This is a genomic window from Rathayibacter sp. AY1D2 (genome assembly GCF_002932695.1).
GTDB lineage: Bacteria > Actinomycetota > Actinomycetes > Actinomycetales > Microbacteriaceae > Rathayibacter.
Map to the genome: position 1 here is coordinate 21,690 of NZ_PSVX01000002.1, position 26,731 is coordinate 48,420.

The following is a 26,731-nucleotide window of genomic DNA, read 5'->3' on the forward strand; positions in this document are numbered from 1 at the left end:
GGCACGGTCACCCGCTGCCGGGACACCCCCCGCCACTAGGATCGTGCGAATGCACAGCGTCCAGACCGCTCTCGAGACCCTCCGCGCGCTCGCGGGGACGCCCACGGTGGCGCGGCTGGCGGAGGCGTTCGCAGCCCAGGGCCACGAGCTCGCGCTGGTCGGCGGCCCGGTCCGCGACGCCTTCCTCGGCCACGGCGTGCACGACCTCGACTTCACCACCTCCGCACGCCCCGACGACATCGTGCGGATCGTCGCTCCGATCGCCGAGGCGCACTGGGACATCGGCCGGGCCTTCGGCACGATCGGCGCTCGCGTGGCCGGCGAGACGGTCGAGATCACGACCTACCGCAGCGACAGCTACGACGGGGTGAGCCGCAAGCCCGAGGTCGAGTTCGGCGACTCGCTCGAGGGCGACCTGGTGCGGCGCGACTTCACGGTCAACGCGATGGCGCTGCGGCTCCCGGAGGTCGTCCTCGTCGATCCCTCGGGAGGAGTGGAGGACCTGCTCGCCGGCCGGCTGCGCACCCCCTCCCCCGCCGACCTCTCCTTCGGCGACGATCCGCTCCGGATGCTCCGCGGCGCGCGCTTCACCTCGCAGCTCGGCTTCCGCACCACCGACGAGGTCGAGTGGGCGATGGCCGAGCTCGCCGGCCGAATCGACGACGTCTCGGCGGAGCGCGTGCAGGAGGAGCTGCGGAAGCTCCTCGCGACCGCCTCGCCCCGAGCCGGCCTGGAGCTGCTCGTCGACACCGGTCTGGCCGGTCGCTTCCTCCCGGAGCTGCCCGCGCTGCGCCTGGAGCAGGACGAGCACCACCACCACAAGGACGTCTACACCCACAGCCTCACCGTGCTGGAGCAGGCGATCGCGCTGGAGGAGTCGCGGCACCCCGGAGCCGCGCCCGACGTGGTGCTGCGGCTCGCCGCCCTCCTGCACGACATCGGGAAGCCGGCCACGCGGCGGCTCGAGCCGGGCGGAGCGGTGAGCTTCCACCACCACGACCTGGTCGGCTCCAAGCTCGCGATCAAGCGGATGCGCGCCCTCAAGTTCGACAACCAGACGACGAAGGACGTGGCCCGTCTCATCGAGCTGCACCTGCGCTTCTTCGGGTACACGGACGGCGCGTGGACCGACTCCGCGGTGCGCCGCTACGTGACCGACGCCGGGCCCCTGCTCGAGCGGCTGCACATCCTCACCCGCGCCGACGTGACCACGCGCAACCGCCGCAAGGCCGACCGGCTCGCGCACGCCTACGACGACCTCGAGGCGCGCATCGCGGAGCTCGCCGAGAAGGAGGAGCTCGCCTCCAAGCGCCCCGACCTCGACGGCACGCGGATCATGGAGATCCTCGGCCTCGCCCCGGGCCCCGAGGTCGGGCAGGCGTACCGGTTCCTGCTGGAGCTGCGGCTCGAGGAGGGTCCGCTCGGCGAGGAGGTCGCGACGCAGCGGCTCCGCGAGTGGTGGGCGTCGCGCTGAGGCGCTGAGCCGGGCCCCGTGCTCGCCTCGCCCTGCGCCCTGGATGGTGCGCCTCGAGCGGATCCGTCCGGCGCGTCGCGGCGGTCCTGTTGTAGTCTGTACAGGTTGTCCACGACCAGACGCACTCGCGTCCGCGGGAGTGGGCAGATGCTACATACCCTCCTGTCACGGAAATACCGTGGCCGTTCAGTCCGAAGGAGGTGGGTTAGTGACGCATCAGTACGAGATCATGGTCATCCTGGACCCCGAGATCGATGAGCGCACCGTCGCTCCGAGTCTCGACAAGTTCCTCAACGTCATCCGCACCGATGGTGGATCCATCGACAAGGTCGACGTCTGGGGCCGCCGTCGTCTGGCGTACGAGATCAACAAGAAGTCCGAGGGCATCTACGCCGTCGTCGACTTCACGTCGACCTCCGCCGCAGCGAACGAGCTCGACCGTCAGCTGAAGCTGTCCGAGGCCGTCATGCGCACCAAGGTGCTGCGGGCCGAAGAGGGCATCGCCCAGGTCGCGGCCGCCGCGAAGCTCGCCGACGAGAAGGCCGCCCGCAAGGCTGCCAAGGCCTCGGCCGCTCCCAAGGCGTAGCGCTCATGGCCGGCGAGACGATCATCACCGTGGTGGGGAACCTCACCGCCGACCCCGAGCTGCGGTACACGCAGGGCGGGCTCGCGGTCGCGAACTTCACCACCGCCTCCACGCCGCGCACCTTCGACCGTCAGGCGAACGACTGGAAGGACGGCGAAGCGCTGTTCCTCCGCGCGTCCGTCTGGCGCGAGTTCGCCGAGAACGTCGCAGGAACGCTGACCAAGGGCAGCCGCGTCATCGCGACCGGCCGCCTGAAGCAGCGCTCCTACGAGACGAAGGAAGGCGAGAAGCGCACCAGCATCGAGCTCGAGATCGACGAGATCGGGCCCTCGCTGCGCTACGCGACCGCGCAGGTCACGCGCGCCTCCGGTGGAGGCGGACGCGGCCAGGCCGGTGGCGGCCAGGGCAACGGCGGTCAGATCGGCGGCGGCCAGGGCGGCTTCGGCGGCGGCGGTCAGGGGGGCTCCGGCAACGCCGGCGGCAACCGTGGCGGTCAGGCCGAGGAGCCGTGGGCGCCGAGCGCTCCCGCCGGTGGCGACGTGTGGAGCACGCCGGGCAGCTACAACGACGAGACGCCGTTCTGAGCCTCGGCTCGGACGCTCTCCTCACCTGAATCACGCCTCCCCCGCACCGCGATCGCTCGCGGCGGGGCAGGGGCGAACCAGAATCTAAGGAAACCACTATGGCTGGAAAGAGCAGCGGCGACCGCCGCAAGCCGATCCGCGGCAAGGGCGCGAAGAACGCGGCCCCCGCGAAGTCGGTCCGCGTGGGTGTCATCGACTACAAGGACGTCGCGACCCTCCGCAAGTTCATCTCGGAGCGCGGGAAGATCCGCGCCCGTCGTATCACCGGCGTCTCCGTTCAGGAGCAGCGCCTCATCGCCCGTGCCGTCAAGAACGCCCGCGAGATGGCGCTCCTGCCCTACGCCGGCAGCGGAAGGTAGGTAACGGTATGTCCAAGGTCATCCTGACCCACGAGGTCGACGGACTCGGCTCGGCCGGCGACGTCGTCGACGTGAAGAACGGGTTCGCCCGCAACTACCTCATCCCGCAGGGCTTCGGCGTCGCGTGGACCCGCGGTGGCGAGAAGCAGGTCGAGCAGATCAAGTCGGCGCGAGCCGCTCGTGAGCACAAGACCATCGAAGAGGCCCAGCACACCAAGCAGGTCCTCGAGGCCAACCGCGTGAAGCTGACGGTCAAGGCCGGCAAGGACGGCCGCCTGTTCGGCTCGGTGAAGACCTCCGACATCGCGAACGCGGTGGCGGCGGCCGGATTCGGCGAGCTCGACAAGCGCAAGATCGTCATCTCGAACGCGATCAAGCACGTCGGCGAGCACGAGGCCGTGGTGCGTCTGCGTGACGACATCCAGGCCACTGTGAAGCTGCAGGTGGTCGCGGCCAAGTAAGGCCGCGAGAACGCCGCGGAGGGCGGTGCGACGGGACTTCCGAGTCCCCTCGCACCCCCCTTCGTCGTTCCCGTTCTCCACAGCTCCATCCACATACACCCTCCAGCGTGACCAACCTTCACTGTGGTCTTGAGACTCTTTTCCCCACACACCTGTGGAAAGCAGGAAATGCCTGGTCAGAGGCCAGAAAAAACTTGCAGAGAGCCGCTGATCCCACAGGGTTGTCCACATGTTGCCCACAGTGGGCCCGGCGTTTCCCCTCGGTTCTGCACAGCTCTCTCCACAGGGCGGTTTGCGTGCCGCGGGCGGCGGTCCGTAGGGTGGCGCAGCGCCCCGCGAGGGGTGCGGGCAGGCGCCCGTGCGCCGCTGTCGGAGGTCGCTGGTAGACCGGATCCCGGCACCGGCTCGACCGGACGCGCAGCACCCGACAGGAGGAGGCGAAGGCATGACGATCGCGCACCTGGCGGTACCCGGCTCGGACGGACGGGACGGTCGCGGAGACCGCGGTGAGTCGCGCGGGAACGAGCGGACCCCTCCGCACGACCTCCTCGCCGAGCAGTCGGCGCTGGGCGGCATGCTGCTCTCGAAGGACGCGGTCGCCGACGTCGTCGAGAGCGTCAAGGGCACCGACTTCTACATCCCCAAGCACGAGATCGTCTTCGACGCGATCCTCGCCCTCTACTCGCACGGCGAGCCGACCGACGTCATCGCGGTCACCGACGAGCTCACGAAGCAGGGCGAGCTGCAGCGGGCCGGCGGCGCCGACTACCTGCACACGCTCACCTCGATGGTCCCCACCGCGGCCAACGCTGGCTACTACGCCTCCATCGTCGCCGAGCGCGCTCTGCTGCGCCGCCTCGTCGAGGCGGGCACCCGCATCGCGCAGATGGGCTACCAGGGCGAGGGCGAGGTGCTCGACCTGGTCAACACGGCGCAGGCCGAGATCTACAACGTCACCGGCTCCGAGACGGCGGAGGACTACGTCCCGCTGACCGACGCGGTGACCGTCGCGATCGACGAGATCGAGGCGGCCGCTCACAAGGACGGCAGCTTCACCGGCGTCCCCACCGGCTTCGCCGACCTCGACGACCTGACCAACGGCTTCCACGCCGGGCAGATGATCATCGTCGCCGCGCGCCCCGCGCTCGGAAAGTCGACGCTGGCGCTCGACTTCGCCCGTGCCGCCGCGATCAAGCACAACATGGCCACGATCTTCTTCTCCCTCGAGATGGGGCGCAGCGAGATCGCGATGCGCCTCCTCTCGGCCGAGGCGTCCGTGCCGCTGCAGCACATGCGGAAGGGCACGGTCGACCAGCGCGACTGGACGACCATCGCCTCCACCCGCGGCCGGATCAACGACGCGCCGCTCTACATCGACGACTCGCCCAACATGACCCTCGTCGAGATCCGGGCGAAGTGCCGCCGGCTCAAGCAGCGGGTCGGGCTCAAGATGGTCGTCATCGACTACCTGCAGCTGATGACCTCCGGCAAGAAGGTCGAGAGCCGCCAGCAGGAGGTCTCGGAGTGCTCCTGTGCCCTCAAGCTCCTCGCGAAGGAGCTGCAGGTGCCGGTCATCGCGCTCTCGCAGCTGAACCGAGGCCCGGAGCAGCGCGCAGGCAAGCTCCCCGCTATCGGGGACCGCCGCGAGTCCGGCTCGATCGAGCAGGACGCCGACATGGTGATCCTCCTGCACCGCGAGAGCGCCTACGAGAAGGACAACCCGCGCGCGGGCGAGGCCGACCTCATCGTCGCCAAGCACCGCAACGGCCCGACCCGCACGGTGACCGTGGGCTTCCACGGCCACTTCTCGCGCTTCGCCGACATCCCGGCGGTCTGACGTGTGCTACCGACAGGGGCGAGTCCCGGTCATGATCTTCCCAATTTGACCTACTCAGTGCGAGGTGCATGTAAGGGCACCGAGGCAAGACCGAACTGCGGCTGGAACCGTACTGTTCAGCGTGCCGTGCAATAGCATCGATGACGGCAGACTGCTTCCGATCGCGTCCGAATACAATCGGCGTCGGATCGATCTCGGCCACTCCCCACACTTGCCGGTGAGCCAATTGCCGAAGCGCTCTCCTTGCATCGAAATTGTCGGCGCTCCTCAGCGGGAATGCCATCATCGGACACGCCGCCTCACCGGAACAGCAGGTGAACGCCAGCCGCGCCGTGCTCTGAACGGATCCGAACCGGTTGTCGAGAATCCGAGATGTCGCGTCACTCGATCAATAGGTCAAGGGCGCTCCTGGCAACATCGATGAACTTCGATCGATAGAGCTCCAGTGGGTCACCGGGTTGTTCGGATATGCCCAGGGCAACCACGGAATAGACGGCACCGTCGCTCCCCACGGCAACCAGCGTGACCGCCACGACGCCTGGCGAGCTTCCGATCTTCTCCGAGAGTGTCACCAACCCGCGTTCTACAAACGGCGAAGAAGACGCGATCTCGGGTGACCGGAGGATCTGCGACATGCGCGGATCGTCGCGTCCCAGCTCCACGACCGCCCGGTGCGCACTCGCCACGTCTTCAGCGTTCGCGAACCAATCGATGTCGCGTGGCCAGAACGGCGCGCGCTCGATCCATGCCGGGTCCACTGTCAGCGGCTGACTGCTCAACTTCTCAAGAATGCCATGGCGAGCCGCGCTGGATGCCTCGTTCCAGTCGTTCGCGAGCGACGTGTCACCGCCGAGCGTCAACTGGAACATTTTCCTCGTCGTCGGGAACGGTTCGAGGAGGTCAGGTTGGTGATGCCCGAGATCGCGCACCGCGGCCGACAACCGCTGGGCTCCGACAGCGTCCATGAGAACATCGGCTGCTGTGTTGTCGCTGATCTGCATCATCAAACGTGAGAGCTCGAACACGCTAATTTCTGTTCCGTCCGGCTCGAGGTGCAGCCGACCGGTTGGGAGACTCTTCTTCCCATCGTCGATCATGAGCACGTCCTCCCAGGAGAAATCCCCTTCTTTGATCGCTTCCACTACAGCTGCCAGAACGTACAGCTTCATCACCGATCCAACCGGACGGAGAATGTCGTGCGCCCGCTCGTGAACCGACTCCGTGTGCGACCCGCGTGTCACCTGCATGAGCAGTGATGACGCAGGAACGAGCGCTTCGAGACGATCCGCTGCTTCGGCAAAGGATGCAATCGATGGTGATGCAGTGGCAACCGCCGCGTTCACGACGAGCGAGCTGAGCTCTCCGTTCGCGTTCGCGGTGATCTGCAGATCGAGGAGAATGCCAAGCCGATTGCGGACGACAGCAAGAGCTCCCTCGGGTCGAAGTTCGAAGGACTTCACCGTGTATGGGCCCAGGGGCCGAAGGCTCGAATTCACCATGGTGACCAGATGCGCGGTGGACTCCGAGTCGAACGCACCCGCGTCCGATTTCGACTCGACAGCCTCAGTGGTCAAGTCCTCCTCTGCGTTCAGCCGTTCGACCGCCCACAGCATCAGATCTTGGGTCCGGAGTTCCTCAGCGGTCAGGTCTGTGCCCGCTGTCGGAACAGTTTCTCCCAGATTCAGGCTGCATCCGACCAGCACCGAGCACAGGAGGAGCGGAACGGCGAGCTTGCGCCAGTAGGCGTGATCCGTGCGGACTGCGCGCCGGACGCAACCACCCGTGCTCGGCGCCTCACGCCTTTGCCGCGGCCTGGCCGACCGGAGGAATCGCAGCATCACAACACCTCCGATCGCCGAACGGCATCGTCGTCTCCGAGGATCGATGGAGAGTCGTCCTCGTCACTCGCAGAACCGGGCGAAGCGGAGGGCGGGACGAGCTTCATCGTCGCGATCCCGACGGTTGCGATCATGATGATCCCGAAACTCCACAGCCCGATGCTGAGGATGATCCCGACGTGCAATGCGACCGCCATAATGAACGCGATCCGTCGACCGAAGTCAATGGTCACAACGAGAATTCCGATGCAGATCTCTGCGACGATGACACCCCAGGTGATGACGGCTAAGAGGAGCGGGACTGACGTCGCCCAGTGCAGCACATCTGCGATGAGGCCGCTTGCGCCAAACATGTACCCGCGAGAGATGTAGTACTCGGCCGATCCGTTGGACCAGTCATCGACGTTGAACTTCTCAAATGCACTATTGAGATAGATCAAGGTCACCTGGAGTCGCAGGGCATAGATCCCAGCGAGTGCAACACCTCGACCGACTGGTCCGACGGGCCGGCGCTCCTTGGACCATGCCCATCTCCGATCATCCGCAGCCATGATGAAGATGATGATCACCGAGACGATCGCGGCCACAGAATCGCCGCCATCGGGCAATGAGATTCCGGTGGAGATGGAGATGGCGATCCAGGCATGAACGAACGCCATCACCCTCGGCAGGAACCCGACGAGCACGAGGCCCAGCAAAACAATCATGACGATGACCCGCACGATCGAGGGCACCTCTGGACCACCGATGCAGAAGGCGGAGATGATCCGCGCCCCAGCACAGTAAGGCGCCGGTTCGGCTCCTCCGACCGTTTGCATCAGTGCGCTGAACGGCGTGAAAACGAGGATGGAGATCTGGGCGGCCGCCAGAGCGCCGCGGCCGAGCGTGAAGGCACGCTGCCGAACCTCCAACGATTGCAAGGCGATCTGGAGCCGTAGCGCTGGCCCGGGTCGCTCGTGCATCAGCACACCGCGTCCACGGTCGTGAAGGTCTCGATGGAGTGCATGGGGAGATCGAATTCTCGGTATTCGAAGGGCGTGAACGTCTCTGTGGTCAGAATGATCGGGCCGCAAAGCGTACGGTGAGCGAGGTTCACGGTGATCTTCTGTGGCTGCAATGAACTGGCCTCGGCGAGGCAGTGTTCGCGGGTCTGGCCAGTTTCACACTCGTGCCACTGCCCGACGGCTTCGGAGAGCTGTGCGAGCTCGGGCCCCTGCGCCCGCTGCGCCCTGCTGAGGCCGAAGAGATTCTCCACCCGCCCTTGAGGTGCAAGCATCAACGACGCCATCGTCTCCGCGTCATATGCGGCGATCTCAGTCGCCTGTGGTGCGTTCGTGAAGAACCCCCACCCCTGTGGGGAGACCGTTGTGAATGCCAGCTGCAGGTTCTTGTGCACGTCCGACTCACTTGACAGGACATTGGGCGGGAGCACGAAGTACACGCTTGCCCCGATCCAAACAGCGAGCACGGCCAAGGCTGCCCCGAAGAACCAGACAGCCTTGTCCGCGATCACTCCCCTCTCCCTCGAGCGCGGAGGCAGCCTCACCTACTTGCCGAGAGCCGCAGCGAACTGGGCCGCGCGCTTCTCATGCGAGATCGGGCTCTGCTCAGTGCTCGTCCCCCAGAAATCGATGGTGTTCCAGACCCATCGCACGTTCCCCGCCCCGGCGACCGTCGCCACGGCCGCTCCGGCGACAGCAGCCACGACGACGACGAAGACGATCGATCGCGCCGAGACGAACTCCTCCTTGTCGGGCACGTTGAGCCCCATGACCTCCGCTACGCCGTAGGAGATCTCGGAGAAGTTCTCGAGTGCAACGTCGACGAGACGAGGATCACCGGCCTGCAGCGGCACGGTAACGAGCACGTTGAAGTTCGGTTCGACACCCATGAACAGGGCGTACATCTCGTCTCGTGCTTCGACGGTGACGCTATCCACTTCCGGCGCATACGGCGAGAGTGCCTTGTGGTCCTCGTAGACCGGACCCGAGCCGAGCACCAGGAAGCTGATGATGTCGTGGTCCGTGTACGACGTCGTCGTCGCCGCCTCGTGCTGTGCAACAAGGCTCGCGCCGGAGGGCGCCGCAACCGCAGGCAGGTTCCCCGCGAGTACCAACGCTGCCGCACACAGCACCGAGACAGCCGACTTCATCCTGATAGCCAATGTTCCCCCAAGAGTGATGGCCTCGAGCGCCAGGGACGGGCTCGTGGACCAGTGGAGCGGAGGCGAGTTGCCAGCGCCACATCGCGAGCTGCACTTCGCAGACTCGTCGAATCAAACCAAACATGTACGGTGCTTTGTTTCTGGGCGCGAAAATTGGCGCGACGACCGACGGCGCGAACGACGACATACAACCGTGCATGTATGTTTGGTTCATGGTCTTCGGAGTGCTCGTCCTCGTGTTCGCTGCTGCTGCCGTCGTCGCAGCCGTCGAATGCGCCGCCCGAGGGCGACTCGGCCCGAACAACCTGGTCGGGATCAGAGCAGCCTCGGTCATGGCTTCCGATGAAGCCTGGCAGCGGGGCCATCAGGCAGCCCGACCCTGCGTGTGGATCGGCGCATTCTTGGCGGTCACGGGGGGCTCGCTCAGCCTCGTGGTCGACCCCACGCACTCGAACGCGTTCGTGCTCGCAGGCCTGTCGGCGTTTCTGATCTTCGTGCTGCTCGGAAGCGCGATCGCCGTGCGCGCGGCACGCAAGGTCCCCCCGCCGGGCGTCGACGACGACCGGCGAGCAGCGCCCCTCCCCTAGCGTCCAGCACGATGCACTCCGGGAGAGCACCATCCCTGTCGATCCGGTGACACCTTGCCTGATCTACGGCACGGGCTCGGTTGCAGCGGAACTCGCGATGCAGGCAAGGCGCCGGGGCATGCCGTTCCTCCTCGCCGGGCGCGACGGCGCGAGTCTCGACATGCTGGCTGACCGGTACGGCGTCGCGAGGATGCAGCTCGACCTCCGGCAGCGTGCGAGCTCCCTGACGCAACACCTCGACGGCGTCAGCGGGGTGATCAACGCAGCCGGACCATAGTCCTCCACCGCGAAGCCGCTCATGGAGGCCAGCGCGGAAGGTTGCGTCTCCTACGCTGACCTGTCGAATGAGGGCCGCACTCACGAGTACGCGTGGAAACGGGATGCCCACTGGCGAGAATGCGGCATCGCCGTGGTAACCGGCGCGGGGTTCGGCACGTATCTGGCCGAAGTGCTCGCCGAGCATGCGCTCCGAACGATAGACCAGCCGCAGAAGGTCAGCCTGACGAGCCTCGCGAGTGGCAGGACTTCGAAGTCACCAGGCGTCACAGCTTCGTCGCAGGCAGTTCTCGCTTCAGGAAGCTGGCGCTTCCGGTCCGGGACGCTGGTCAGGCTGAGAGTTGGAAGAGCAGTTGAGACCTCTGAGACGAGCTCTCACCTGACACTGCACACCGGCGACCTGTTCGCTCTGCGGAGGACGACGGCGGCGACCGACATCCAGGTGTTCGCCGAGCTCGGGTTGCCTCGCGGCCAGCTCCTCCTGCTACTCCCGCTCCTGCGAGTGCTGTCTTCGCTGCACGGAGTTCGCCCTCTCAGGCTTCCATCACATCGGCGAACGCGGCCTCGGATGCTCACGTCGACCGCGAGCACCATCATCAAGCCTCGTCTCCGAGTCACCGTGGAAGGCAGCGCCGGCGATCGTGCATCGTTCGTTCTGACTGCTGGGTCTGGAACAGCCTTTGCGGCTGCGATCTACCTGGAAGTACCGGCAGCCCTCGCAGCCGAGGCACGGTCCGGGTGCATGACGCCGCTCGAGATCCTGGGATCGAATCCGGCGAGACACCTTCCAGGCGTGCACATATCACCAGACCGATCAGAAGATCCGAAGGGACGAGATGCACCACTTTGATGGGCGGCCATTAAAGGAGATACTCGGCAAGGAGTCCGGCCGATACTTCGGTTCGGGTCATCGACACATCAGGCATACCGTCAGCCAGGTGGCCGAACACGTCGACGGTGACAGGATCCGACTTTCGGCGGTTAAGCAGGCGGTCTATCCGCGCCGCTGGTCGCTGGACGCGGCAGGAGATCCCCGCGAGGTGCATCTCAGTTCTATCGATGCGATCAGCCTGGCGCTGAAGACCATCAGCTTGTGTGAGAACACGAATCGCGGCGCTTGGTGGGAAGGGCCGTTCGATGTCACAGGGTTCTCAGTCGTCGCCGGACGTGTGGCGACAACTGATGTGGGCTCTGTCCCCATCGGCATCACGACCGATCACGGCGGACCGCTCGTCAGCACCAAGTCATTGCGGGCTTGTATCGGCGGACTGGACGTCGACTTGGAGTGCGCCCCGAGCCGAGCCCGACCGGGCGCAGCCGAGGCGGCACCCGGCCTCACCCATGCGGCAGCAGGCGACTCGAACCAGATGTCGTCCCACGTCGATCGCGTGGACCTCGTCGATGGACACCTCGAGACGTCCCATTCCGTCACATCATCCCAGGCAGGGTACTCAGCCGCCCCGCCCCGCCTTGACGCCGTCGATGAACTCGTCATGTTCGGTCAGTTGGCGCAAGTCCTCATCTACGCCGTCAATGACACCAGCCGCTCCGCTGTACCGAACCTCTGGCTCAGGCGCGCCTCCGTCTCTCGGACGCCCGCTCCGTCCGGCGGCCAGGCTCGATTCTCCGCTCGCACGTCCGTGCGCAGGAACGCCGAGGTCGTCATCGGCGGCCGAACCCTCCGCGACGTGAGGTTGGTCTCGACATCCGAGCACGGTGCGAGCGCCAGCGCGGCGTTCGGCTACTCAGCGTGAACCCTCCCGAACGGGGACCAGACGGCAGAGACGCTGAACCATGGGCCGATAGAGTGGCTTTGGGATCAGTCGGAGGTGCGCGTGGCACAACAGGAACGCGGGATCGCCACACGAGAGGCGATTATTCTCGGTGGGGCGAAGGTGTTTGCGCGCCTGCACTACTCGACCGCTCGCGTCGCCGATATCCTAGAAGCAGCATCCGTCACGCAGGGTGGTTTCTACTTTCATTTCCGCAGGGGCAAGATCGAGGTGGCGGAGGAGATCATCCGCCGCCAGGACCAGGGCTTCATCCTCCTCCGGGATTCGATTCTGGAGTCGGGCGACGACGGCCTCGCTTCACTGCTCACGCTGTCCCGGTCCCTCGCGAGAGCAGTGCAGCACGATCCAACGGCGCAAGCAGGCCTGCGTCTCGTCGCACAAGCCTCATCTGAATTCCCCGGCGTTGCGAAGTTGCCGGATCCAGTCTGGCTCGACGCGATAGCGTTGTTTCTCGAACAGGCACGAGCTGAAGGCAATCTTCGCGCCGAGGTCGATATCCCGACTGCCGCTCGAGCCGTCGTCTATATGTTCACCGGCGCGCAGACGAGCTCGTTCGTCTCGAACGGTTGGCGACACCTGGAGGCGAGCCTCGAGGCGACACATTGGTTCTCCATGCAAGCGCTCGCCACGCCGGAGTACCTGGCGACCACGAAGAACACCCTCTAGTGCTTCGCCCGCAGGCATGCATGCGAAACAGCCGCACCGACATCGCCCTGACGCCTCGCTTGTTGCGGCTGTTCCGGCAGCCAGCCCGTTCGAGCAGGCCGCGCAGGGCGGCAGCTCCGACGCCGACCGCGACGCCGAGGAAGGCTTCGTGGAGACTGAACCCGAAGTCTGTGCCAACCCGACCTCGTATGGCCGCCGGGCACTTCCTGCGCGGCGAGGGGCCACCGAATGACCCCATCGAGGCCTCAGATCCGCGGAATCACGCGGGCATGTTCGGAGCGACACGTTGTGCTGGAAACTGCGGCGACACTTACGTGGGAAACCCGCTGATCCAGGGGGCCTGCGGCGACATTTCGCGGGCGCGTTCACAGACGTGAAGGGCGCCGCTGCCGTCCCCGAGCCCGTCGACGTCCCGCTGGGCGGCGGGTCGATCCGTCTGGGCCAGTTCCTCAAGTTCGCGGGGATCCTCTCGGGCGGCGAGGCCAAGGAGGCGGTCGGCGTGGGGATGGTGACCGTCAACGGCGAAGTCGATCTGCGCCGCGGCCGCCAGCTCGCGGTCGGCGACGTCGTCGGGTTCGACCGGAACCGCTTCCGCGTCTGCGAGTGAGGGCGGCCGCCCCTCGGCGGGTGCGATCGGCCGAGACACCGCGGAACGGATGAGACGCCGCTCAGAGGCGGGCGCGTCGGCGTGTTGAGCGGTGGCTCGGCGCACACTGGCTCCTGGACATCCCGGGACGACAGGAGACGCGCGTGCAGCTCGGCATTCACTTCATGAACTTCACCCTTCCAGGCGGGAGCGCGGGGATCGCGCCGATCCTCGGAGCGACCGCGCGGACGGCCGAGGACGTCGGCTGCGCCTGGTTCACCCTGATGGACCACTACTTCCAGATGGAGCACTTCGCGACCAGCGAGGATCCGATGCTCGAGGGCTACACCTCGCTCGGCTTCGTCGCCGGCCGGACGGAGAAGATGCGGCTCGGGCTGCTCGTCACCGGCGTGACCTACCGCCACCCGGGACTCCTCGCGAAGATCGTCACTACCCTCGACGTCCTCTCCGGCGGGCGCGCGATGCTCGGGATCGGCGCGGCCTGGTACGAGCGCGAGCACCTCGGGCTCGGCGTGCCGTACCCGCCGCTGAAGGAGCGGTTCGAGCGGTTGGAGGAGACGCTGCGGATCTGCCGTCAGATGTGGAGCGACGACGACGGGCCGTTCGAGGGGACGCACTACCGGCTCGCCGAGACGCTGAACCACCCGGCGCCGATCCAGCAGCCCGGCCCGCCCATCCTCATCGGCGGCGGCGGAGAGAGGAAGACGCTGCGGCTGGTCGCGCAGTACGGCGACGCCTGCAACCTGTTCGGCACCGGCGCGGACGACGTGGCGCACAAGCTCGACGTGCTGAAGCGGCACTGCGACGACCTCGGGCGCGACTACGCGACGATCACGAAGACCATCACCGGGGGCGGCGATCCGATCGGCGACCCCGACGGCTTCGTCCGCGCGATGGAGGAGTACGCGGCGCTGGGGATCGACCACGTGCAGCTGGCGCCGGCCGGGCCGGATCCGGAGGGGTACGTCGCCCGGCTGGGCGAGGGCGTGATCGAGCGGGTGGCGGCTCTCGGCTGAGGGCTCCCGGGACGCACAGCACTCCGACCGGTTCGGGTGCCGCGGGCGTCACCGCTGATCCGCTCCGCCGGCCGGGTCCGCCGTCACCGGCGCGAGGACTCCGGTGGCGGGCATGTCCCGGGTCGGGGGACGCCGTCGGCGGATCCTGCCCCCCGTCAGGGTCGCGGCGTCGACGCGGGCGAGGAGCGCGACCCACGGTTCGAGCCTCCCACCTCGGGTTATTGAGCTCACGCTGACGTGGGCAGATCGCTGGCCTCATGCCGCACGTGTCCTCTCGCACCTCGCTCCGCCGTCATCGGCAGAACCGCAGAAGAGGGGCGATCGGGACGGGTGTCGTCCTCGCCGTCGTCGGCGCCGCGCTCTTCGCCGGCGTCTCGGCGCAGGCGGCCACTGCTCCCGACCTCGGCACGGCGGAGGACTACTCGGTCCTGGCCGCGTCGACCGTGACGAACACGGGGTCGAGCGTCCTGGACCAGAGCGTCGGGGTCAGCCCGCTGACCGCCGTCACCGGGTTCCCGCCCGGACGGACGGACGGAGTGATCCACCGCGGAGACGCGGAGGCGGCTCAGGCCCAGGCCGACGTGGGCACCGCCTACGGACAGCTCGCCTCGCAGGCGACGACCGCGCAGGTCGACGCCGAGATCGGCGGCAGCACGCTGAAGCCCGGGGTGTACACCGCGGCCGGACCGGTCGGAGCGACGGGGACGCTCACGCTCGACGCCGAGGGCGTCAACGAGGCGGTCTTCGTGATCCGCGCCGCGTCGACGCTGACGACGGCGTCGTCGAGCACGGTGGCCCTGCTCAACGGAGCGCAGGCCTGCAACGTCTACTGGCAGATCGGCAGCTCCGCGACGCTCGGCACCGACTCGGACTTCGTGGGCTCCGTGCTCGCCTCGGTCTCGATCACGGTGACGACGGGCGTCTCCGTCGAGGGCCGCGCACTGGCCCGCACGGGAGCGGTCACGCTCGATTCCAACGACTTCACCGAGCCGGGCTGCGAGCCCACCGACGGCGGATCGTCGCCGACGGCGACTCCGACCGTGACGCCGACCGTGACTCCGACGGTCACGCCGACCGTGACGCCGACGGTCACTCCGACGGTGACCCCGACCGTCACGCCGACCGTGACTCCCACCGTCACCCCGACGGTGACTCCCACCGTCGTGCCGACTGTGACGCCGACGGTGACTCCCACCGTCACTCCGACGGTGACTCCGACTGTCACGCCCACCGTCACTCCGACGGTGACTCCGACGATCGCGCCCACCGTGGCTCCGACGGTCACGCCGACGACCACGCCGACGGCGACCCCGACCGTGGCTCCGACGGCGACCCCCACCCCCACGCCGACCGCGACGCCCACGGCCTCGCCCACTCCGACCGCGACCACAGCGCCGCGACCGGCGCCCTCCCACGCCGCGGTCGTTCCCGTGTCCGGGTCGAACGGTCCCCGCGGTCCGGCTCTCGCCTCGACCGGAGTGGACGCCGCAGCGACGGCGACCGCCGGAGTGCTGGGCCTGCTCGCCCTGCTCGGCGGCGGTCTGATGCTCCTCACCCTCCGACGCCGCGGTGAGCGCACCGGGAGCTGATCCCGGCTGATCACCGGCAGCTGATCACCGCCAGGCCGTGCGCCGGACTCCCGAGGGGTCCGGCGCACGTCTGCGCCCACGATCCCGCTCCGCCCGTCTCTCGGGTGTCCTCGCCGATGCGCGCAGGCCCGCTCGTGCGTCGAGACGCCGCTCCGAGCGTCGGGGCACCGCTGAGCAGGCGGTGTCCTCCGCGTTCTCGCGGAGGGCGGGGGCGTCAGCCGGAGGACTCCCGCGGCACGAAGCGGACGGGCATGGCCTGCACGCCTGCGGTCGGACGTCCGTGGATCGCGTTCGAGAGCTCCTCCGCGGCGGCGCGGCCGCGCGTGTCGAGCATCATGTCGATGCTCGAGAGCGGCGGGCGGGCGGCCCCGCCGAGGCGGGCCCAGTTGTCGAAGCCGACGACGGCCACGTCCTGCGCCACCCGGCGGCCGGTCTCGCGCAGGTGGTCGAGCGTGCCCCGGGCGATCTGGTCGCTCGCGCAGATGATCGCGTCGAGGTCCGGATGCGCTCGCAGCATCGTTTCGGCGCACTCACGCGCCAATCTCGCGGACCACTGCCCGAAGAGGACGCCGCCGCCGACCAGCGGCAGCCCCGCCTCCGTCAGCGCCTGCTCGACGCCCCGGGCGCGGTCGTGCGCGGCGGTGTAGCTCGGCTCGCCGTTGACGAGGGCGATCCTGGTCCGTCCGCGCTCGATCAGGTGGCGGGCGGCGAGGACGCCGGCCTGCACGTTGTCGGGCGTGAAGGAGGAGTCGCGCGGATCCTCCGAGGGCGCATAGGCGTAGACGACCGGCACCGGGATGGTGCGCGTGATCGAAGGGCGCGGGTTCGTCGTCCGGCCGAGCACCACGATCCCGTCGACGCGCTTGGCGAGCAGGTTCTTGATGTGGTGCTGCTCGCGGATCGAGTCGCCGCGGGCGTCGCAGAGGAGCACCGACGTCGATCCTGCGCCGAACGCGTCCTCGGCGCCGAGCAGCACGGGGAGCACGAAGCGGTTGTCGAGATCGTTGGTGAGCATCCCGGTGGTGCCCGTGCGCCGGGAGTTGAGGGCCTGCGCGAACGGGTTCGGGGTGAAGGAGAGGGCCTCGGCGGCGTCCAGCACGCGCTGGCGGGTCTCGGCGCGCACCTGGTCGCGGCCGTTGAGCGCCTTGGAGGCGGTGGCGATCGAGACGCCGGCGGCGGCCGCCACGTCGGTGAGCGTGATGGTGCCGGTGGGCTTGCGTGGTGGCACCGCGCCTCCGTTCCGGGCCCGGCGGGCCGCCGCGTCGATCCTCGCACGACTCCGGCGAAAAACCGAAAAGACCGAAAAGATCGCATCTCTTGACGCGCTGACCTCCCCTGCCTAGGTTTACCCGACAGAAAGTAGTTTCGGCCCGGCGCAGACGATCGGGACGACTGCCGAGGAATCCGTCAACGACGAAGGGATCATCCGTGAAGACGAGGAAGCACGCTCGGGGCCTCGCCGCCGCCGTCCTGCTGGGGACGGCCGCCGCCGCACTGACCGGCTGCGCGAGCGGCTCCGGGGGAGACTCCGGCTCCGCCGCGGGAGGCAGCTACACGTTCTGGGACCCGTACCCCCAGTTCGACGAGTCGTCCGACTGGGCGAAGCTCATCGACTCCTGCGGGACCGAGGCCGGCGTCACCGTCGAGCGCACCGGCTACGACACCACCGACCTGACCAACAAGGCGCTGCTCGCCGGTCAGCAGGGCAACTCGCCCGACCTCCTGCTCGTCGACAACCCCGTTGTCTCGACGCTCGCGGAGTCGGGCATCCTGACCACGACCGCCGAGTCCGGGCTCTCCACCGAGGGGATCGACGCGAACATCCTCGCGGCCGGCCAGACCGGCAGCGACACCTTCGGCGTGCCGATCGGCGCCAACACGCTCGCGTTGTACTACAACAAGGCCGTGCTCGAGAAGGCCGGCGTGGACGCCGCCTCCATCACGGACTGGGCCGGGCTGACCGACGCGCTCGAGAAGGTCACCGCCTCCGGCGGCAAGGGCATCACGTTCTCCGGCATCGGCACGGAGGAGGGGACCTTCCAGTTCCTGCCGTGGTTCTGGGGCTCCGGCGCCGAGCTGACCGACCTCGACTCGCCCGCCGCGGTCGACGCCGTCTCGCTCTGGAGCGACTGGCTCGAGAAGGGCTACGCGCCCAACTCCGTGATCGGCAACACGCAGACCACGAGCTGGCAGGAGTTCGAGACCGGCGAGTACGCGTTCGGCGAGAACGGCACCTGGCAGCTGGCCAACGCGAAGGCCTCGGGCATCGACTACGGCGTCCTGACCATCCCGTCGAAGGACGGCGGAGCGGCCCCCGCACCGACCGGAGGCGAGTTCCTCACCCTCCCGGTGCAGTCGGACACGGCGCGCTACGAGACCTCGAAGAAGATCGCCGAGTGCCTGACCTCGACGGAGAGCCTGGTCACGACCGACAACACGCTCTCGTACATCGCGCCGACGGCCGAGGCGCAGCAGGAGCAGGTCGCCGGCAACGCCGACCTCGAGCCGTGGGTCACCGCCGTGCAGGCCGCGAAGGGCCGCACCTCGGACGACCTCGGCACGAAGTACCCGAAGATCTCGGAGCAGCTGTGGGGCGCGGTGCAGACCGTGCTCAGCGGCTCGCAGTCTCCCGAGGACGCCCTGAAGGCCGCCCAGTCGGCCGCCGAATCCGCCACGAAGTAGGACGACCGGGGGCTCCCGCTCCCCGAACGAGGTCCCCCCGGCCGGTGCTCCGCGCACCGGCCGGGGGGACGGGAGAGACCATGACCACTGCCACCGAGACCGCCCGCCTCCTGCGGCGCGGCACCGAGCCGCCGGCCCCGCCCGCCCCGGCCGCCGAGAGCCGTCGGCGCCGCCGGCGCCCCGAGGGCGGCCGTCTGGTCGCGTGGGCGTTCCTCGCCCCGCTCGTCGCCTACCTGCTCGTCTTCTACGCGTTCCCGCTCTACCGCAACCTCGAGCTGAGCCTGAAGGACTACACGGTCCGCTCGTTCGTGCAGGGGAACGCGCCCTTCGTCTGGTTCGACAACTACGTCCAGGTGTTCCAGGACGCGACCTTCGGCCCGGCGCTGCTGCACACGGCGGTCTTCACCGGCGTCTCGCTCCTCTTCCAGTTCACGCTGGGGCTGGCGCTCGCCGTGTTCTTCTACCGCCGCTTCCCGCTGGCGAGCACGCTCCGGGCGGTGTTCCTGGTGCCGTGGCGCCTGTGCCTGATCGTCTCGGCGGCGACCTGGTCGTGCATGGTGAACAGCGACTCCGGCATCGTGAACGCGTGCCTGGAGGCGTTCGGGATCGGCCAGATCAACTGGCTCACTTCGCCGACCACCTCGCTGATCGCGGTCCTGATCGCGAACATCTGGATCGGCATCCCGTTCAACCTGGTGATCCTCTACTCCGGCCTGCAGAACATCTCGCAGGACCTCTACGAGGCGGCCTCGCTCGACGGCGCGACCGGCGCCCAGCAGTTCTGGCGGATCACGCTGCCGCTGCTGCGGCCGGTGTCGGCGATCACGATCCTGCTCGGCCTCGTCTACACGCTGAAGGTGTTCGACATCATCTGGATCATGACGAAGGGCGGGCCCGCCGACTCCTCGACCACGCTCGCCACCTGGACGTACCAGCTCGGCTTCGGCTCGATGCTGCCCGACTTCGGACCGGCCGCGGCCGTCGGCAACCTGCTGATCATCCTGGCCCTCGTCTTCGGCCTCGTGTACATCCGGGTCCAGCGGAAGCAGGCCGACTCGTGACCGCCCGCCGCCCCTGGTACCTGACGGTGGTCGGGATCGCCCTCACGGCGGTCATGCTGTTCCCCGTCTACTGGATGATCAACGTCTCCCTCACTCCGACCGGCTCGATGCGGAAGGATCCGCCGGACTGGTTCCCGTTCTCTCCCACGTTCACCGGCTACCAGGCGGTGCTGAGCGAGCAGCTGCCCTACCTGGGCACCAGCCTCGTCGTCGGCCTCGGCACGGTGCTGCTGACCGTGGCGATCGCCGCTCCCGCCGCCTACTCGCTGGCGAAGCTGCGGCCCCGCGGCGGTCAGGCCCTCTCGTTCGTGCTGCTGATCGCGCAGATGATCCCGGCGATCATCATGGCGATGGGCTTCTACGCCATCTACCTCAACCTGGGGCTGCTCAACTCGATCCCGGGCCTGATCGTGGCCGACTCCACCATCGCGGTGCCGTTCGGCGTGCTGATCTTCACGGCCTTCATGTCGGGGATCCCCGACGAGCTCACCCAGGCGGCGCGGATGGACGGAGCGAGCGCCTGGCGCACCTTCACCTCGGTGATCATGCCGATCAGCCGCAACTCCGTCGTCACCGTCTCGCTGTTCGCGTTCCTCTGGGCCTGGTCGGACTTCATCTTCGCCTCGACGCTCGACAGCGGCGGGAAGCTCCAGCCGATCACCCTCGGCATCTACAAGTACATCGGCAACAACAACCAGGAGTGGAACTCGATCATGGCGACCGCCGTGGTCGCCTCGCTCCCGGCCGCCGTCCTCCTCGTCGTCGCCCAGCGGTACGTCTCGGCGGGAGTCACCGCCGGCGCCGTCAAGGACTGACCCGTCCCTCCAAGGAGACACCGTGACCCTCACCGCCCCCACCGCCACCGCCCTCGGCGGCCCGGTCGCCCCCTCGCGGAGCGTGCTCCGGCCGCTGCGCCAGGACGAGATCCGCCTCACCGGCGGCTTCTGGAAGCACTACCAGGACCTCAACTCCTCCGCCGTCATCGAGCACTGCCGCTCATGGATCGAGCGCGTCGGCTGGGCCGGCAACTTCGACCGCGCTGCCGACGGCTCGATCTCGTCAGCCGAGAGCGGCGACGCGCACGCGGGCATCGAGTTCGTGGACTCCGAGGTCTACAAGCTCCTCGAGGCCATGGCCTGGGAGCTCGGCCGGAGCGACGACGCCGGGCTGCAGGAGCGGTACGACGACCTCGTCTCGCGGGTCGCCTCCGCCCAGCACCCGGACGGCTACCTGCACACGAGCTTCGGCCGGCCCGGCCAGCGTGCGCGCTACTCCGACCTGGAGTGGGGCCACGAGCTGTACAGCTTCGGGCACCTGATCCAGGCCGCCGTGGCGCGGCTCCGCACCGGGCACGACGACCTCCTGCCGCAGGTCGCCCGACGGCTGGCCGACCACGTGCACCGCGAGTTCGGGCCCGAGCGGAGGGTCGCCGTGTGCGGCCACCCCGAGATCGAGCCGGCGCTCGCCGAGCTGGCGAGGGCGACGGGGGAGGAGCGCTACCTCGAGCTGGCCCGCCTCTTCGTGGAGCGGCGCGGGACGGGGACGCTGAAGCCGATCGCGTTCGGCGCCGAGTACTTCCAGGACGACGTGCCCGTGCGCGACGCGGAGGTGCTGCGCGGCCACGCGGTGCGGGCCCTCTACCTCGCCTCCGGGGCTCTCGATGTCGCGGTCGAGACCGGCGACGCCGAGCTGGAGGAGGCGGTCCGCCGCCAGTGGGAGGCGACCGTCGAGCGGCGCACCTACGTCACCGGAGGGATGGGCTCGCACCACCAGGACGAGGCGTTCGGCGCCGACTACGAGCTGCCGCCGGACCGCGCGTACGCCGAGACCTGCGCGGCGATCGGCTCCACGATGCTCAGCTGGCGGCTCCTGCTCGGCTCGAACGAGCCCCGCTACGCGGACCTCATGGAGCGGACACTGCTGAACGCGGTGCTCCCCGCGACCCGCGAGGACGGCCGCGCCTTCTTCTACACGAACACCCTGCAGCAGCGCGTCGACGGAGTCGCGCCGGACGAGTCGCGCGAGACCGACCGCGCGCAGTCCAGCCTCCGCGCGCCCTGGTTCTGGGTCTCGTGCTGCCCGACCAACACCGCCCGCACTCTGGCGAGCGTCGAGCTCGGCTTCGCGACCGCCACCGACGACGGGGTGCAGCTCCACCAGTACGGCGCGTACGAGGTGCGCACCGGTGGCGTCGCGCTGCGCGTCGAGACGGAGTACCCGGCCGACGGCGAGATCGTCGTGCGGATCCTCGAGGACGCGGAGTTCGCGCTGACGCTGCGGGTGCCGCCGTTCGCGCGGGGCTCGGCGCTGCTCGACGGCGAGCCGGTCTCGACGCCGACCGTCACCGTCCGCCGGGCGTTCTCCGCCGGCGACACCGTGCGTCTCTCGCTGCCGATGTCGGCCCGCTTCGTCGCCCCGCACCCCCGGATCGACGCGGTGCGCGGCCAGGTCGCCCTCGAGCGCGGGCCGTTCGTGCTGGCGATCGAGTCGCTCGACCTGCCCGAGGGCCTGGACACCGAGCACATCGCGGTCGACGCGTCGGTGCCGCCCGTCGTGACGGCGGAGGGAGCGCGCGTGTCCCTCGTGGCGCGGGAGGCGGCTCCCGGCTGGCCCTACGGTTCCGTGCCGGTGGAGGAGGGGCGCCGCTTCGAGGCGGAGTTCCGGCCGTACCACCGCTGGGCGAACCGCGGGCCGTCGACGATGCGGATCTGGACGCCGACGGCCTGACGGGCACCGCTCGCGAGAAAGCAGAAGTCGTCGCACTCGCGATCGATTGCGACGACTCCTGCGTAGTGGCTGCCGTTGCGGCGCCTCCGTTCAGATCCAGTCGCGCTCGAGGGCCTCGATCACCGCGCTCTGGCGGGTGGCGACGGCGAGCTTGCGCAGGATCGACGAGACGTGGTTGCGGACGGTGCCGGAGGAGAGGTGCAGCGCCGCGCCGATCTCGCCGATCGTCTCGCCGCGGGAGCCGGCGCTGAGCACGTCGAGCTCGCGGTCGGTCAGCGGGCTGCGCGTGCTCGCCAGGGCGTCGGCGGCGATCTCCGGATCGACGTAGCGGCGTCCGCTCGCGACCTGGCGGATCACCTCGGCGACGTCCTCGACCCGGCGCGACTTCGGCAGGAAGCCGCTGACGCCCGCTCCGAGCGCTCGCCGCAGGACCCCCGGCCGCGCGTGCCGGGTGACGACCACGACCCGCGTCGCCGAGACCCGGCGCAGCCGCTCCGCCGCCTCGATCCCGTCGAGCCCGGGCATCTCGACGTCGAACAGGCACACGTCGGGCTGCAGGCGCAGCGCCTCCGCGACCGCCTGCTCGCCGTCGCGGCACTCGCCCACGATCTCGAGGTCCTCCTCGAGGCGGAGGAGCGCGGCCAGCGCCGTGCGGAGCATGTCCTCGTCGTCGGCGATCAGCACCCGGCTCACGAGTCGCTCCCCACCGGCAGGCGCGCGTCCAGCTCGAAGGAGCGGCGGACCGCCCCGGCGCGCAGCGTCCCGCCCGCGCGCTCGACCCGCTCCGCCATGCCGAGGACGCCCGAGCCGGTCCCGTCCGCCTCCTCCGCGTCCGGTGCCAGGTCGTTCACCGCCTCGAACCGCCACTCGTCCTGCTCCCGCGCGAGCCGCAGCCGCGCGCTGGAGCCGCCGCCGTGCTTGAGGATGTTCGTCGTCGTCTCGCGGACCACCGGCCCGAGCGTCTCCGCCGGCGCGTGGGACGCCGCCGGGTCGACCTCGAGCTCGACGCGGAGCCCGGCCGAGCGGAGCAGGTCGGCGGCGTTGGCCAGCTCGTCGACGAGCGGGACGCTGCGGAAGCGCGTGGCTAGCTCGCGGGAGCCGGTGCGGGCGCCGTCGACCGAGCGCTGTGCGGCGCGCAGCTGATCGAGAGCGGCCTCCGGGTCGCTGCCGAGGAGGCGCTCGGCGAGCTCGAGCTGCAGCGCGATCACCTGGAGGTGGTGGCCCTGGAGGTCGTGCACGTCGCCGGCGAGCAGCAGGCGCTCCTGCGCGGCGGCGAGACGGCCCTCGGCGGCGCGCGCCCGGTCGAGCTCGCGGACGATGTCCCACCACCACAGCGCGCTGACGACCGTCAGGGGCAGCAGCGTCGCGAACAGCAGGAGGGTCGAGAGCGCGGCCGACGCGTCCGGCGCCGCGCGCGTCTGCTCGAGCACCGCCGCGACCGCGAGGACGATCGTGCAGAGCACCATCACCCGGAGCCGCACGCCGCTCTGCCAGGGCAGCACGGCGACCAGGGTCGCGGCGAGCGAGAGCCCGAGCGCGAGGCTCCCGGCGGCCGTGCCGGTGAGCGCGGCGGCCGCCACTCCGAGGCAGAAGACCAGGGTCGGCGCAGCCCGGAGACGCACCGGGCCCTCGCGGTCGGCGCGCCGGTACGCGAGCGCGGTCGGCGAGAACACCGCGACCCAGGCGGCCGCACCCAGGAAGTAGGCGCCCTTCCGCCACTCCTCGGCCTCGGCGCTCAGCACCGCCACGGACCAGACGGCCAGGACGATCACCACGAAGGAGGCGGCCGACGCGAGCGTGTACCACCAGGTCACGGCGACGCCGCGGCCCGCGCGCACGGGCGGATGCGCCTCGGTCGAGTTCACCATGCGGCCCAGGCTACGCCCATGACACTTGTCACCCCTCGGGCCGTCGATCCTCCCGGGACGCGGTGACCCGGCGGCACTGCCGCAGCGGGCGCGGACACGGTCGGATGGAGGAGTCCCGAGAGCCGGGGCCACGTACCGTAAGGCACGACCATGACGATCATCAGCGACGCGATCCTCGTATTCCAGGACCTGATCGGCCGCGTTCCCGACCTCGTGCAGCCCCTCGTCGTCGCCGCCGACGGGGCCGTCCCCTTCATCGAGGGCGAGGGAGGGGCGAGCATCGGGATCATCGGCGGCATCCACCCGGTCGTCGCCGGGCTCGCCGGGGCGATCGGCAACTTCGTCTGCGTGGCGCTGCTCGTGCTGCTGGGCACCGGCGTCCGCTCGGCGATCACGGGCCGCTCGGAGGCGAAGCGGACGACTCCGCGGCGCGAGAAGTTCCAGCGGGCCTTCACCCGCTACGGCGTCCCGGGCGTGAGCCTGCTGGGGCCGCTGCTGCTCCCGACGCACTTCACCGCGGTGATGCTGGCGGGCGCCGGAGTCGGCCGCGGGCGGATCCTGCTCTGGCAGGGCGTCGCGATCGCACTGTGGACGACGGTACTGACGGTGATCGTCGGGCTCGCGGTCTCGGGCGCGACGCAGGCGGGCTGAGCGGGCCGGACACGGTCCTGAAGCGTGCGACCCCGGTGGCGCAGAGGCGTTCGCGCCACCGGTCAGTGCCGGATGCGCCGTCCCGGTCCGCCGTCCGGATCCGCCGGGCCGGCGGACTGCAGGTGCGTGTGCAGGCGGATGAGGGTGTCGCGCAGCCGGGTCTTGACGGTGCCGAGCGGGATCGACAGCTCCTCCGCGATCTCGGAGTGGCTGTACCCGCGGACGTAGGCGAGGTAGAGGACGTCGTGGTGGATGGCGGCGAGCTGCCGGATCGCGCCGGCCGCGGGCGCCAGGGCCAGCCGGACGTCCGAGCGCTCCCACTCGTGATCGCGGGGCCGGTCGAGGACCGTGTACTGCAGCTCCCGGCGCCGCGCCGACCGGTCCGCCCGGGCGCGGTCCACGGCACGGCGGTGCGCGACCTGGGCCAGGAAGGCGAGCACGGGACGGCCCGGGTCGAGCGAGCGGGCGGTGCGCCAGAGCTCGAGGTAGACCTCCTGCGCGACCTCCTGGGCTGCGGCGCGGTCGTCGAGCACGACGTCGGCGCTGGAGAAGACCCGGCCCGCGGTGAGCGAGTAGAGCTGCCGGAAGGCGGTCCGGTCGCCCGCGCAGACCCGCAGCAGCAGGGCCGCTGACCGCGCAGGGCCGTCCCCGGGCTCACGCCGCTTGCCCGTCATCGTCGACACAGGGCTCAGCCTGGCACCGCGGACGCGCTCCTCCCGGGGTTACTCCCTGTGAGGTGGCCCCCGTTAGAGGCTCACTTTCACAGGAGTCCGCCGATGCGCGCCGCACGCCCGCCGATGCGCGGCCCCGGTCGCGCACGGGGCCCGTGCGGCGGCGTCGACGGACTCGGCCGCCCGTCAGGCGGCGACGCGCGCGTTCGACTGCGCGAGGAGCGCGACCGAGCGCAGGCGCGCCTCCGTCTGCAGCGACGCGTGAGCGACGATGACCTCGTCGGCGTCGGCGGAGCGGGCGAAGTCGGCGGCGTAGTCGGCCACCTGGTCGCCGGTGCCGACACCGGTGTAGGTGGTCATGCTCGCGACGTGGGCGCCGATCGGCGCGCTGAGCAGGGCGTCGAGCTCCTCGTCGTCGAAGGTCTGGCCGACGGGGATCTGCCCGCTCTGGCGCAGCAGCATCATCAGGCGGGCGCGCTTCATCTGCGCGAACTGCTCCTGCGCGTCCTCCTCGGTGTCGGCGGCGATGGCGTTCATCCCGGCGATCACGTAGGGGGCGTCGAGCTGATCGGAGGGGCGGACACCGCCCCTGTACTCCGTGAAGGCCTGGTGGAGCGCGTCCGGAGCGAAGTGCGAGGCGAACGCGTACGGCAGGCCCAGCGCGGCGGCCAGCTGCGCGCCGAAGAGCGAGGAGCCGAGGATGTAGAGGGGGACGCGGGTGCCGGCACCGGGCGTCGAGCTCACCCCGGGGATTCGGGATTCGCCGGCGAGAAAGGCCTGCAGCTCCAGCACGTCCTGCGGGAAGCGCTCGGAGGAGTCGGGGTCGCGGCGGAGCGCGCGGAAGGTCGCCTGGTCGCTGCCGGGGGCGCGGCCGAGTCCGAGGTCGATCCGTCCCGGGTGCAGCGTCTCGAGGGTGCCGAACTGCTCGGCGATGGTGAGCGGGGAGTGGTTCGGCAGCATGACGCCGCCGGAGCCGAGGCGGATCGTGGAGGTCTGCGAGGCGACGTGCGCGATGAGCACCGAGGTCGCGCTGGAGGCGATGCTCGCCATGTTGTGGTGCTCGGCGTACCAGACGCGGCGGTAGCCGTTCCGCTCGGCCTCCTGGGCCAGGGCGACGGAGGCGGCGAAGCTGTCGCGAGCGGTCTCACCGGGGGCGATGGGGGCGAGGTCGAGGATGGAGAGGGGAACGCTCATGGTGAGGGCAACGCCCGCGACGGCTCCGGTGTTCCCGTCG

At 69.4% G+C, this 26,731-nt stretch carries 27 protein-coding genes; 18 read left to right on the forward strand and 9 right to left on the reverse strand.

What is annotated here, in order from left to right; all coding sequences use genetic code 11:
• Positions 1–49: 49 nt before the first annotated feature.
• The 6 genes from C5D04_RS00650 (at position 50) to dnaB (ending at position 5,301) form a co-directional block, all read left to right on the forward strand.
• Entirely contained in the window at positions 50–1,474 is a 1,425-nt protein-coding gene (locus tag C5D04_RS00650; protein WP_104250244.1) for a CCA tRNA nucleotidyltransferase, read from the forward strand.
• 208 nt (positions 1,475–1,682) lie between these two features.
• Positions 1,683–2,060 carry a 30S ribosomal protein S6 gene (gene rpsF / locus C5D04_RS00655; RefSeq protein WP_068207796.1) on the forward strand — a complete coding sequence of 126 codons (378 nt, stop codon included), beginning with the start codon at positions 1,683–1,685 and terminating at the stop codon, positions 2,058–2,060.
• 5 nt (positions 2,061–2,065) lie between these two features.
• Positions 2,066–2,644: a single-stranded DNA-binding protein gene (locus C5D04_RS00660; protein ID WP_104347049.1), complete on the forward strand. Its 579-nt coding sequence runs from the start codon at positions 2,066–2,068 to the stop codon at positions 2,642–2,644.
• Between the two features lie 98 nt (positions 2,645–2,742).
• Positions 2,743–3,003 carry a 30S ribosomal protein S18 gene (gene rpsR / locus C5D04_RS00665; protein WP_055784551.1) on the forward strand — a complete coding sequence of 87 codons (261 nt, stop codon included), beginning with the start codon at positions 2,743–2,745 and terminating at the stop codon, positions 3,001–3,003.
• 8 nt (positions 3,004–3,011) lie between these two features.
• Entirely contained in the window at positions 3,012–3,464 is a 453-nt protein-coding gene (rplI, locus tag C5D04_RS00670; protein WP_104222692.1) for a 50S ribosomal protein L9, read from the forward strand.
• A gap of 445 nt (positions 3,465–3,909) precedes the next feature.
• Positions 3,910–5,301, forward strand: coding sequence for a replicative DNA helicase (dnaB, locus tag C5D04_RS00675; RefSeq protein WP_104347050.1), 1,392 nt, complete (start codon positions 3,910–3,912; stop codon positions 5,299–5,301).
• 380 nt (positions 5,302–5,681) lie between these two features.
• Here dnaB and C5D04_RS00680 read toward each other — a convergent pair whose 3' ends face one another.
• From C5D04_RS00680 to C5D04_RS00695, 4 genes are all read right to left on the reverse strand, one after another.
• A complete protein-coding gene (locus C5D04_RS00680; RefSeq protein ID WP_181137649.1) occupies positions 5,682–7,004 on the reverse strand; it encodes a serine hydrolase in 1,323 nt (440 codons plus the stop codon).
• 134 nt (positions 7,005–7,138) lie between these two features.
• Complete coding sequence (locus tag C5D04_RS00685; protein ID WP_146078446.1) at positions 7,139–8,101, reverse strand: sporulation-delaying protein SdpB family protein; 963 nt, start codon at positions 8,099–8,101, stop codon at positions 7,139–7,141.
• The gene (locus C5D04_RS00690) at positions 8,101–8,652 is read right to left on the reverse strand and encodes an SdpA family antimicrobial peptide system protein (RefSeq protein ID WP_181065488.1); all 552 of its coding nucleotides are present in this window, start codon (positions 8,650–8,652) and stop codon (positions 8,101–8,103) included. The genes C5D04_RS00685 and C5D04_RS00690 overlap by 1 nt, the downstream gene beginning before the upstream one ends.
• A 33-nt stretch (positions 8,653–8,685) precedes the next feature.
• Positions 8,686–9,291 (reverse strand): hypothetical protein, encoded by a 606-nt coding sequence (locus tag C5D04_RS00695; RefSeq protein WP_146087822.1) that lies wholly within the window; start codon positions 9,289–9,291, stop codon positions 8,686–8,688.
• Between the two features lie 134 nt (positions 9,292–9,425).
• On the opposite strand from C5D04_RS00695, the gene C5D04_RS00700 reads away from it, so the two are divergent.
• The 7 genes from C5D04_RS00700 (at position 9,426) to C5D04_RS00730 (ending at position 15,837) form a co-directional block, all read left to right on the forward strand.
• On the forward strand, positions 9,426–9,890 hold the full coding sequence (locus C5D04_RS00700) for an SdpI family protein (RefSeq protein ID WP_104347053.1): 465 nt from the start codon (positions 9,426–9,428) through the stop codon (positions 9,888–9,890).
• Between the two features lie 118 nt (positions 9,891–10,008).
• Positions 10,009–10,167: a hypothetical protein gene (locus C5D04_RS18080; RefSeq protein ID WP_181068330.1), complete on the forward strand. Its 159-nt coding sequence runs from the start codon at positions 10,009–10,011 to the stop codon at positions 10,165–10,167.
• Between the two features lie 835 nt (positions 10,168–11,002).
• Positions 11,003–11,920 carry an AvrD family protein gene (locus C5D04_RS17835; RefSeq protein ID WP_146078445.1) on the forward strand — a complete coding sequence of 306 codons (918 nt, stop codon included), beginning with the start codon at positions 11,003–11,005 and terminating at the stop codon, positions 11,918–11,920.
• An 81-nt stretch (positions 11,921–12,001) separates the two neighbouring features.
• On the forward strand, positions 12,002–12,625 hold the full coding sequence (locus C5D04_RS00715; RefSeq protein ID WP_104257791.1) for a TetR family transcriptional regulator: 624 nt from the start codon (positions 12,002–12,004) through the stop codon (positions 12,623–12,625).
• A gap of 373 nt (positions 12,626–12,998) precedes the next feature.
• The gene (locus C5D04_RS00720) at positions 12,999–13,232 is read left to right on the forward strand and encodes an RNA-binding S4 domain-containing protein (protein ID WP_104347054.1); all 234 of its coding nucleotides are present in this window, start codon (positions 12,999–13,001) and stop codon (positions 13,230–13,232) included.
• Positions 13,233–13,375: 143 nt separating this feature from the next.
• The gene (locus C5D04_RS00725) at positions 13,376–14,248 is read left to right on the forward strand and encodes an LLM class F420-dependent oxidoreductase (protein ID WP_181127047.1); all 873 of its coding nucleotides are present in this window, start codon (positions 13,376–13,378) and stop codon (positions 14,246–14,248) included.
• Positions 14,249–14,514: 266 nt separating this feature from the next.
• On the forward strand, positions 14,515–15,837 hold the full coding sequence (locus tag C5D04_RS00730) for an ice-binding family protein (RefSeq protein WP_181137650.1): 1,323 nt from the start codon (positions 14,515–14,517) through the stop codon (positions 15,835–15,837).
• A 214-nt stretch (positions 15,838–16,051) separates the two neighbouring features.
• Here the strand turns inward: C5D04_RS00730 and C5D04_RS00735 are convergent, their stop codons facing one another.
• Complete coding sequence (locus C5D04_RS00735; RefSeq protein WP_104347056.1) at positions 16,052–17,065, reverse strand: LacI family DNA-binding transcriptional regulator; 1,014 nt, start codon at positions 17,063–17,065, stop codon at positions 16,052–16,054.
• Between the two features lie 200 nt (positions 17,066–17,265).
• Between C5D04_RS00735 and C5D04_RS00740 the strand changes: the two genes are divergently transcribed.
• From C5D04_RS00740 to C5D04_RS00755, 4 genes are all read left to right on the forward strand, one after another.
• Positions 17,266–18,519 carry an extracellular solute-binding protein gene (locus tag C5D04_RS00740; protein ID WP_104225801.1) on the forward strand — a complete coding sequence of 418 codons (1,254 nt, stop codon included), beginning with the start codon at positions 17,266–17,268 and terminating at the stop codon, positions 18,517–18,519.
• 80 nt (positions 18,520–18,599) lie between these two features.
• Positions 18,600–19,580, forward strand: coding sequence for a carbohydrate ABC transporter permease (locus tag C5D04_RS00745; protein ID WP_104347057.1), 981 nt, complete (start codon positions 18,600–18,602; stop codon positions 19,578–19,580).
• Positions 19,577–20,395 carry a carbohydrate ABC transporter permease gene (locus tag C5D04_RS00750; protein ID WP_104222699.1) on the forward strand — a complete coding sequence of 273 codons (819 nt, stop codon included), beginning with the start codon at positions 19,577–19,579 and terminating at the stop codon, positions 20,393–20,395. The genes C5D04_RS00745 and C5D04_RS00750 overlap by 4 nt, the downstream gene beginning before the upstream one ends.
• A 22-nt stretch (positions 20,396–20,417) precedes the next feature.
• Entirely contained in the window at positions 20,418–22,307 is a 1,890-nt protein-coding gene (locus tag C5D04_RS00755; RefSeq protein ID WP_104347058.1) for a glycoside hydrolase family 127 protein, read from the forward strand.
• A gap of 90 nt (positions 22,308–22,397) precedes the next feature.
• On the opposite strand, the gene C5D04_RS00760 is transcribed toward C5D04_RS00755, so the two are convergent.
• Together C5D04_RS00760 and C5D04_RS00765 are read right to left on the reverse strand one after the other, a co-directional pair.
• Positions 22,398–23,000, reverse strand: a complete 603-nt coding sequence (locus C5D04_RS00760) for a response regulator transcription factor (protein WP_104347059.1) — start codon at positions 22,998–23,000, stop codon at positions 22,398–22,400.
• Entirely contained in the window at positions 22,997–24,175 is a 1,179-nt protein-coding gene (locus tag C5D04_RS00765) for a sensor histidine kinase (RefSeq protein WP_104347060.1), read from the reverse strand. Before C5D04_RS00765 ends, C5D04_RS00760 begins: the two co-directional genes overlap by 4 nt.
• 150 nt (positions 24,176–24,325) lie before the next feature.
• On the opposite strand from C5D04_RS00765, the gene C5D04_RS00770 reads away from it, so the two are divergent.
• Positions 24,326–24,826, forward strand: a complete 501-nt coding sequence (locus C5D04_RS00770; protein WP_104347061.1) for a small multidrug efflux protein — start codon at positions 24,326–24,328, stop codon at positions 24,824–24,826.
• A gap of 62 nt (positions 24,827–24,888) precedes the next feature.
• Here the strand turns inward: C5D04_RS00770 and C5D04_RS00775 are convergent, their stop codons facing one another.
• Positions 24,889–25,500 (reverse strand): sigma-70 family RNA polymerase sigma factor, encoded by a 612-nt coding sequence (locus C5D04_RS00775; protein ID WP_258068808.1) that lies wholly within the window; start codon positions 25,498–25,500, stop codon positions 24,889–24,891.
• 183 nt (positions 25,501–25,683) lie between these two features.
• The gene (locus C5D04_RS00780; RefSeq protein ID WP_104347063.1) at positions 25,684–26,691 is read right to left on the reverse strand and encodes an LLM class flavin-dependent oxidoreductase; all 1,008 of its coding nucleotides are present in this window, start codon (positions 26,689–26,691) and stop codon (positions 25,684–25,686) included.
• Between the last annotated feature and the right edge of the window lie 40 nt (positions 26,692–26,731).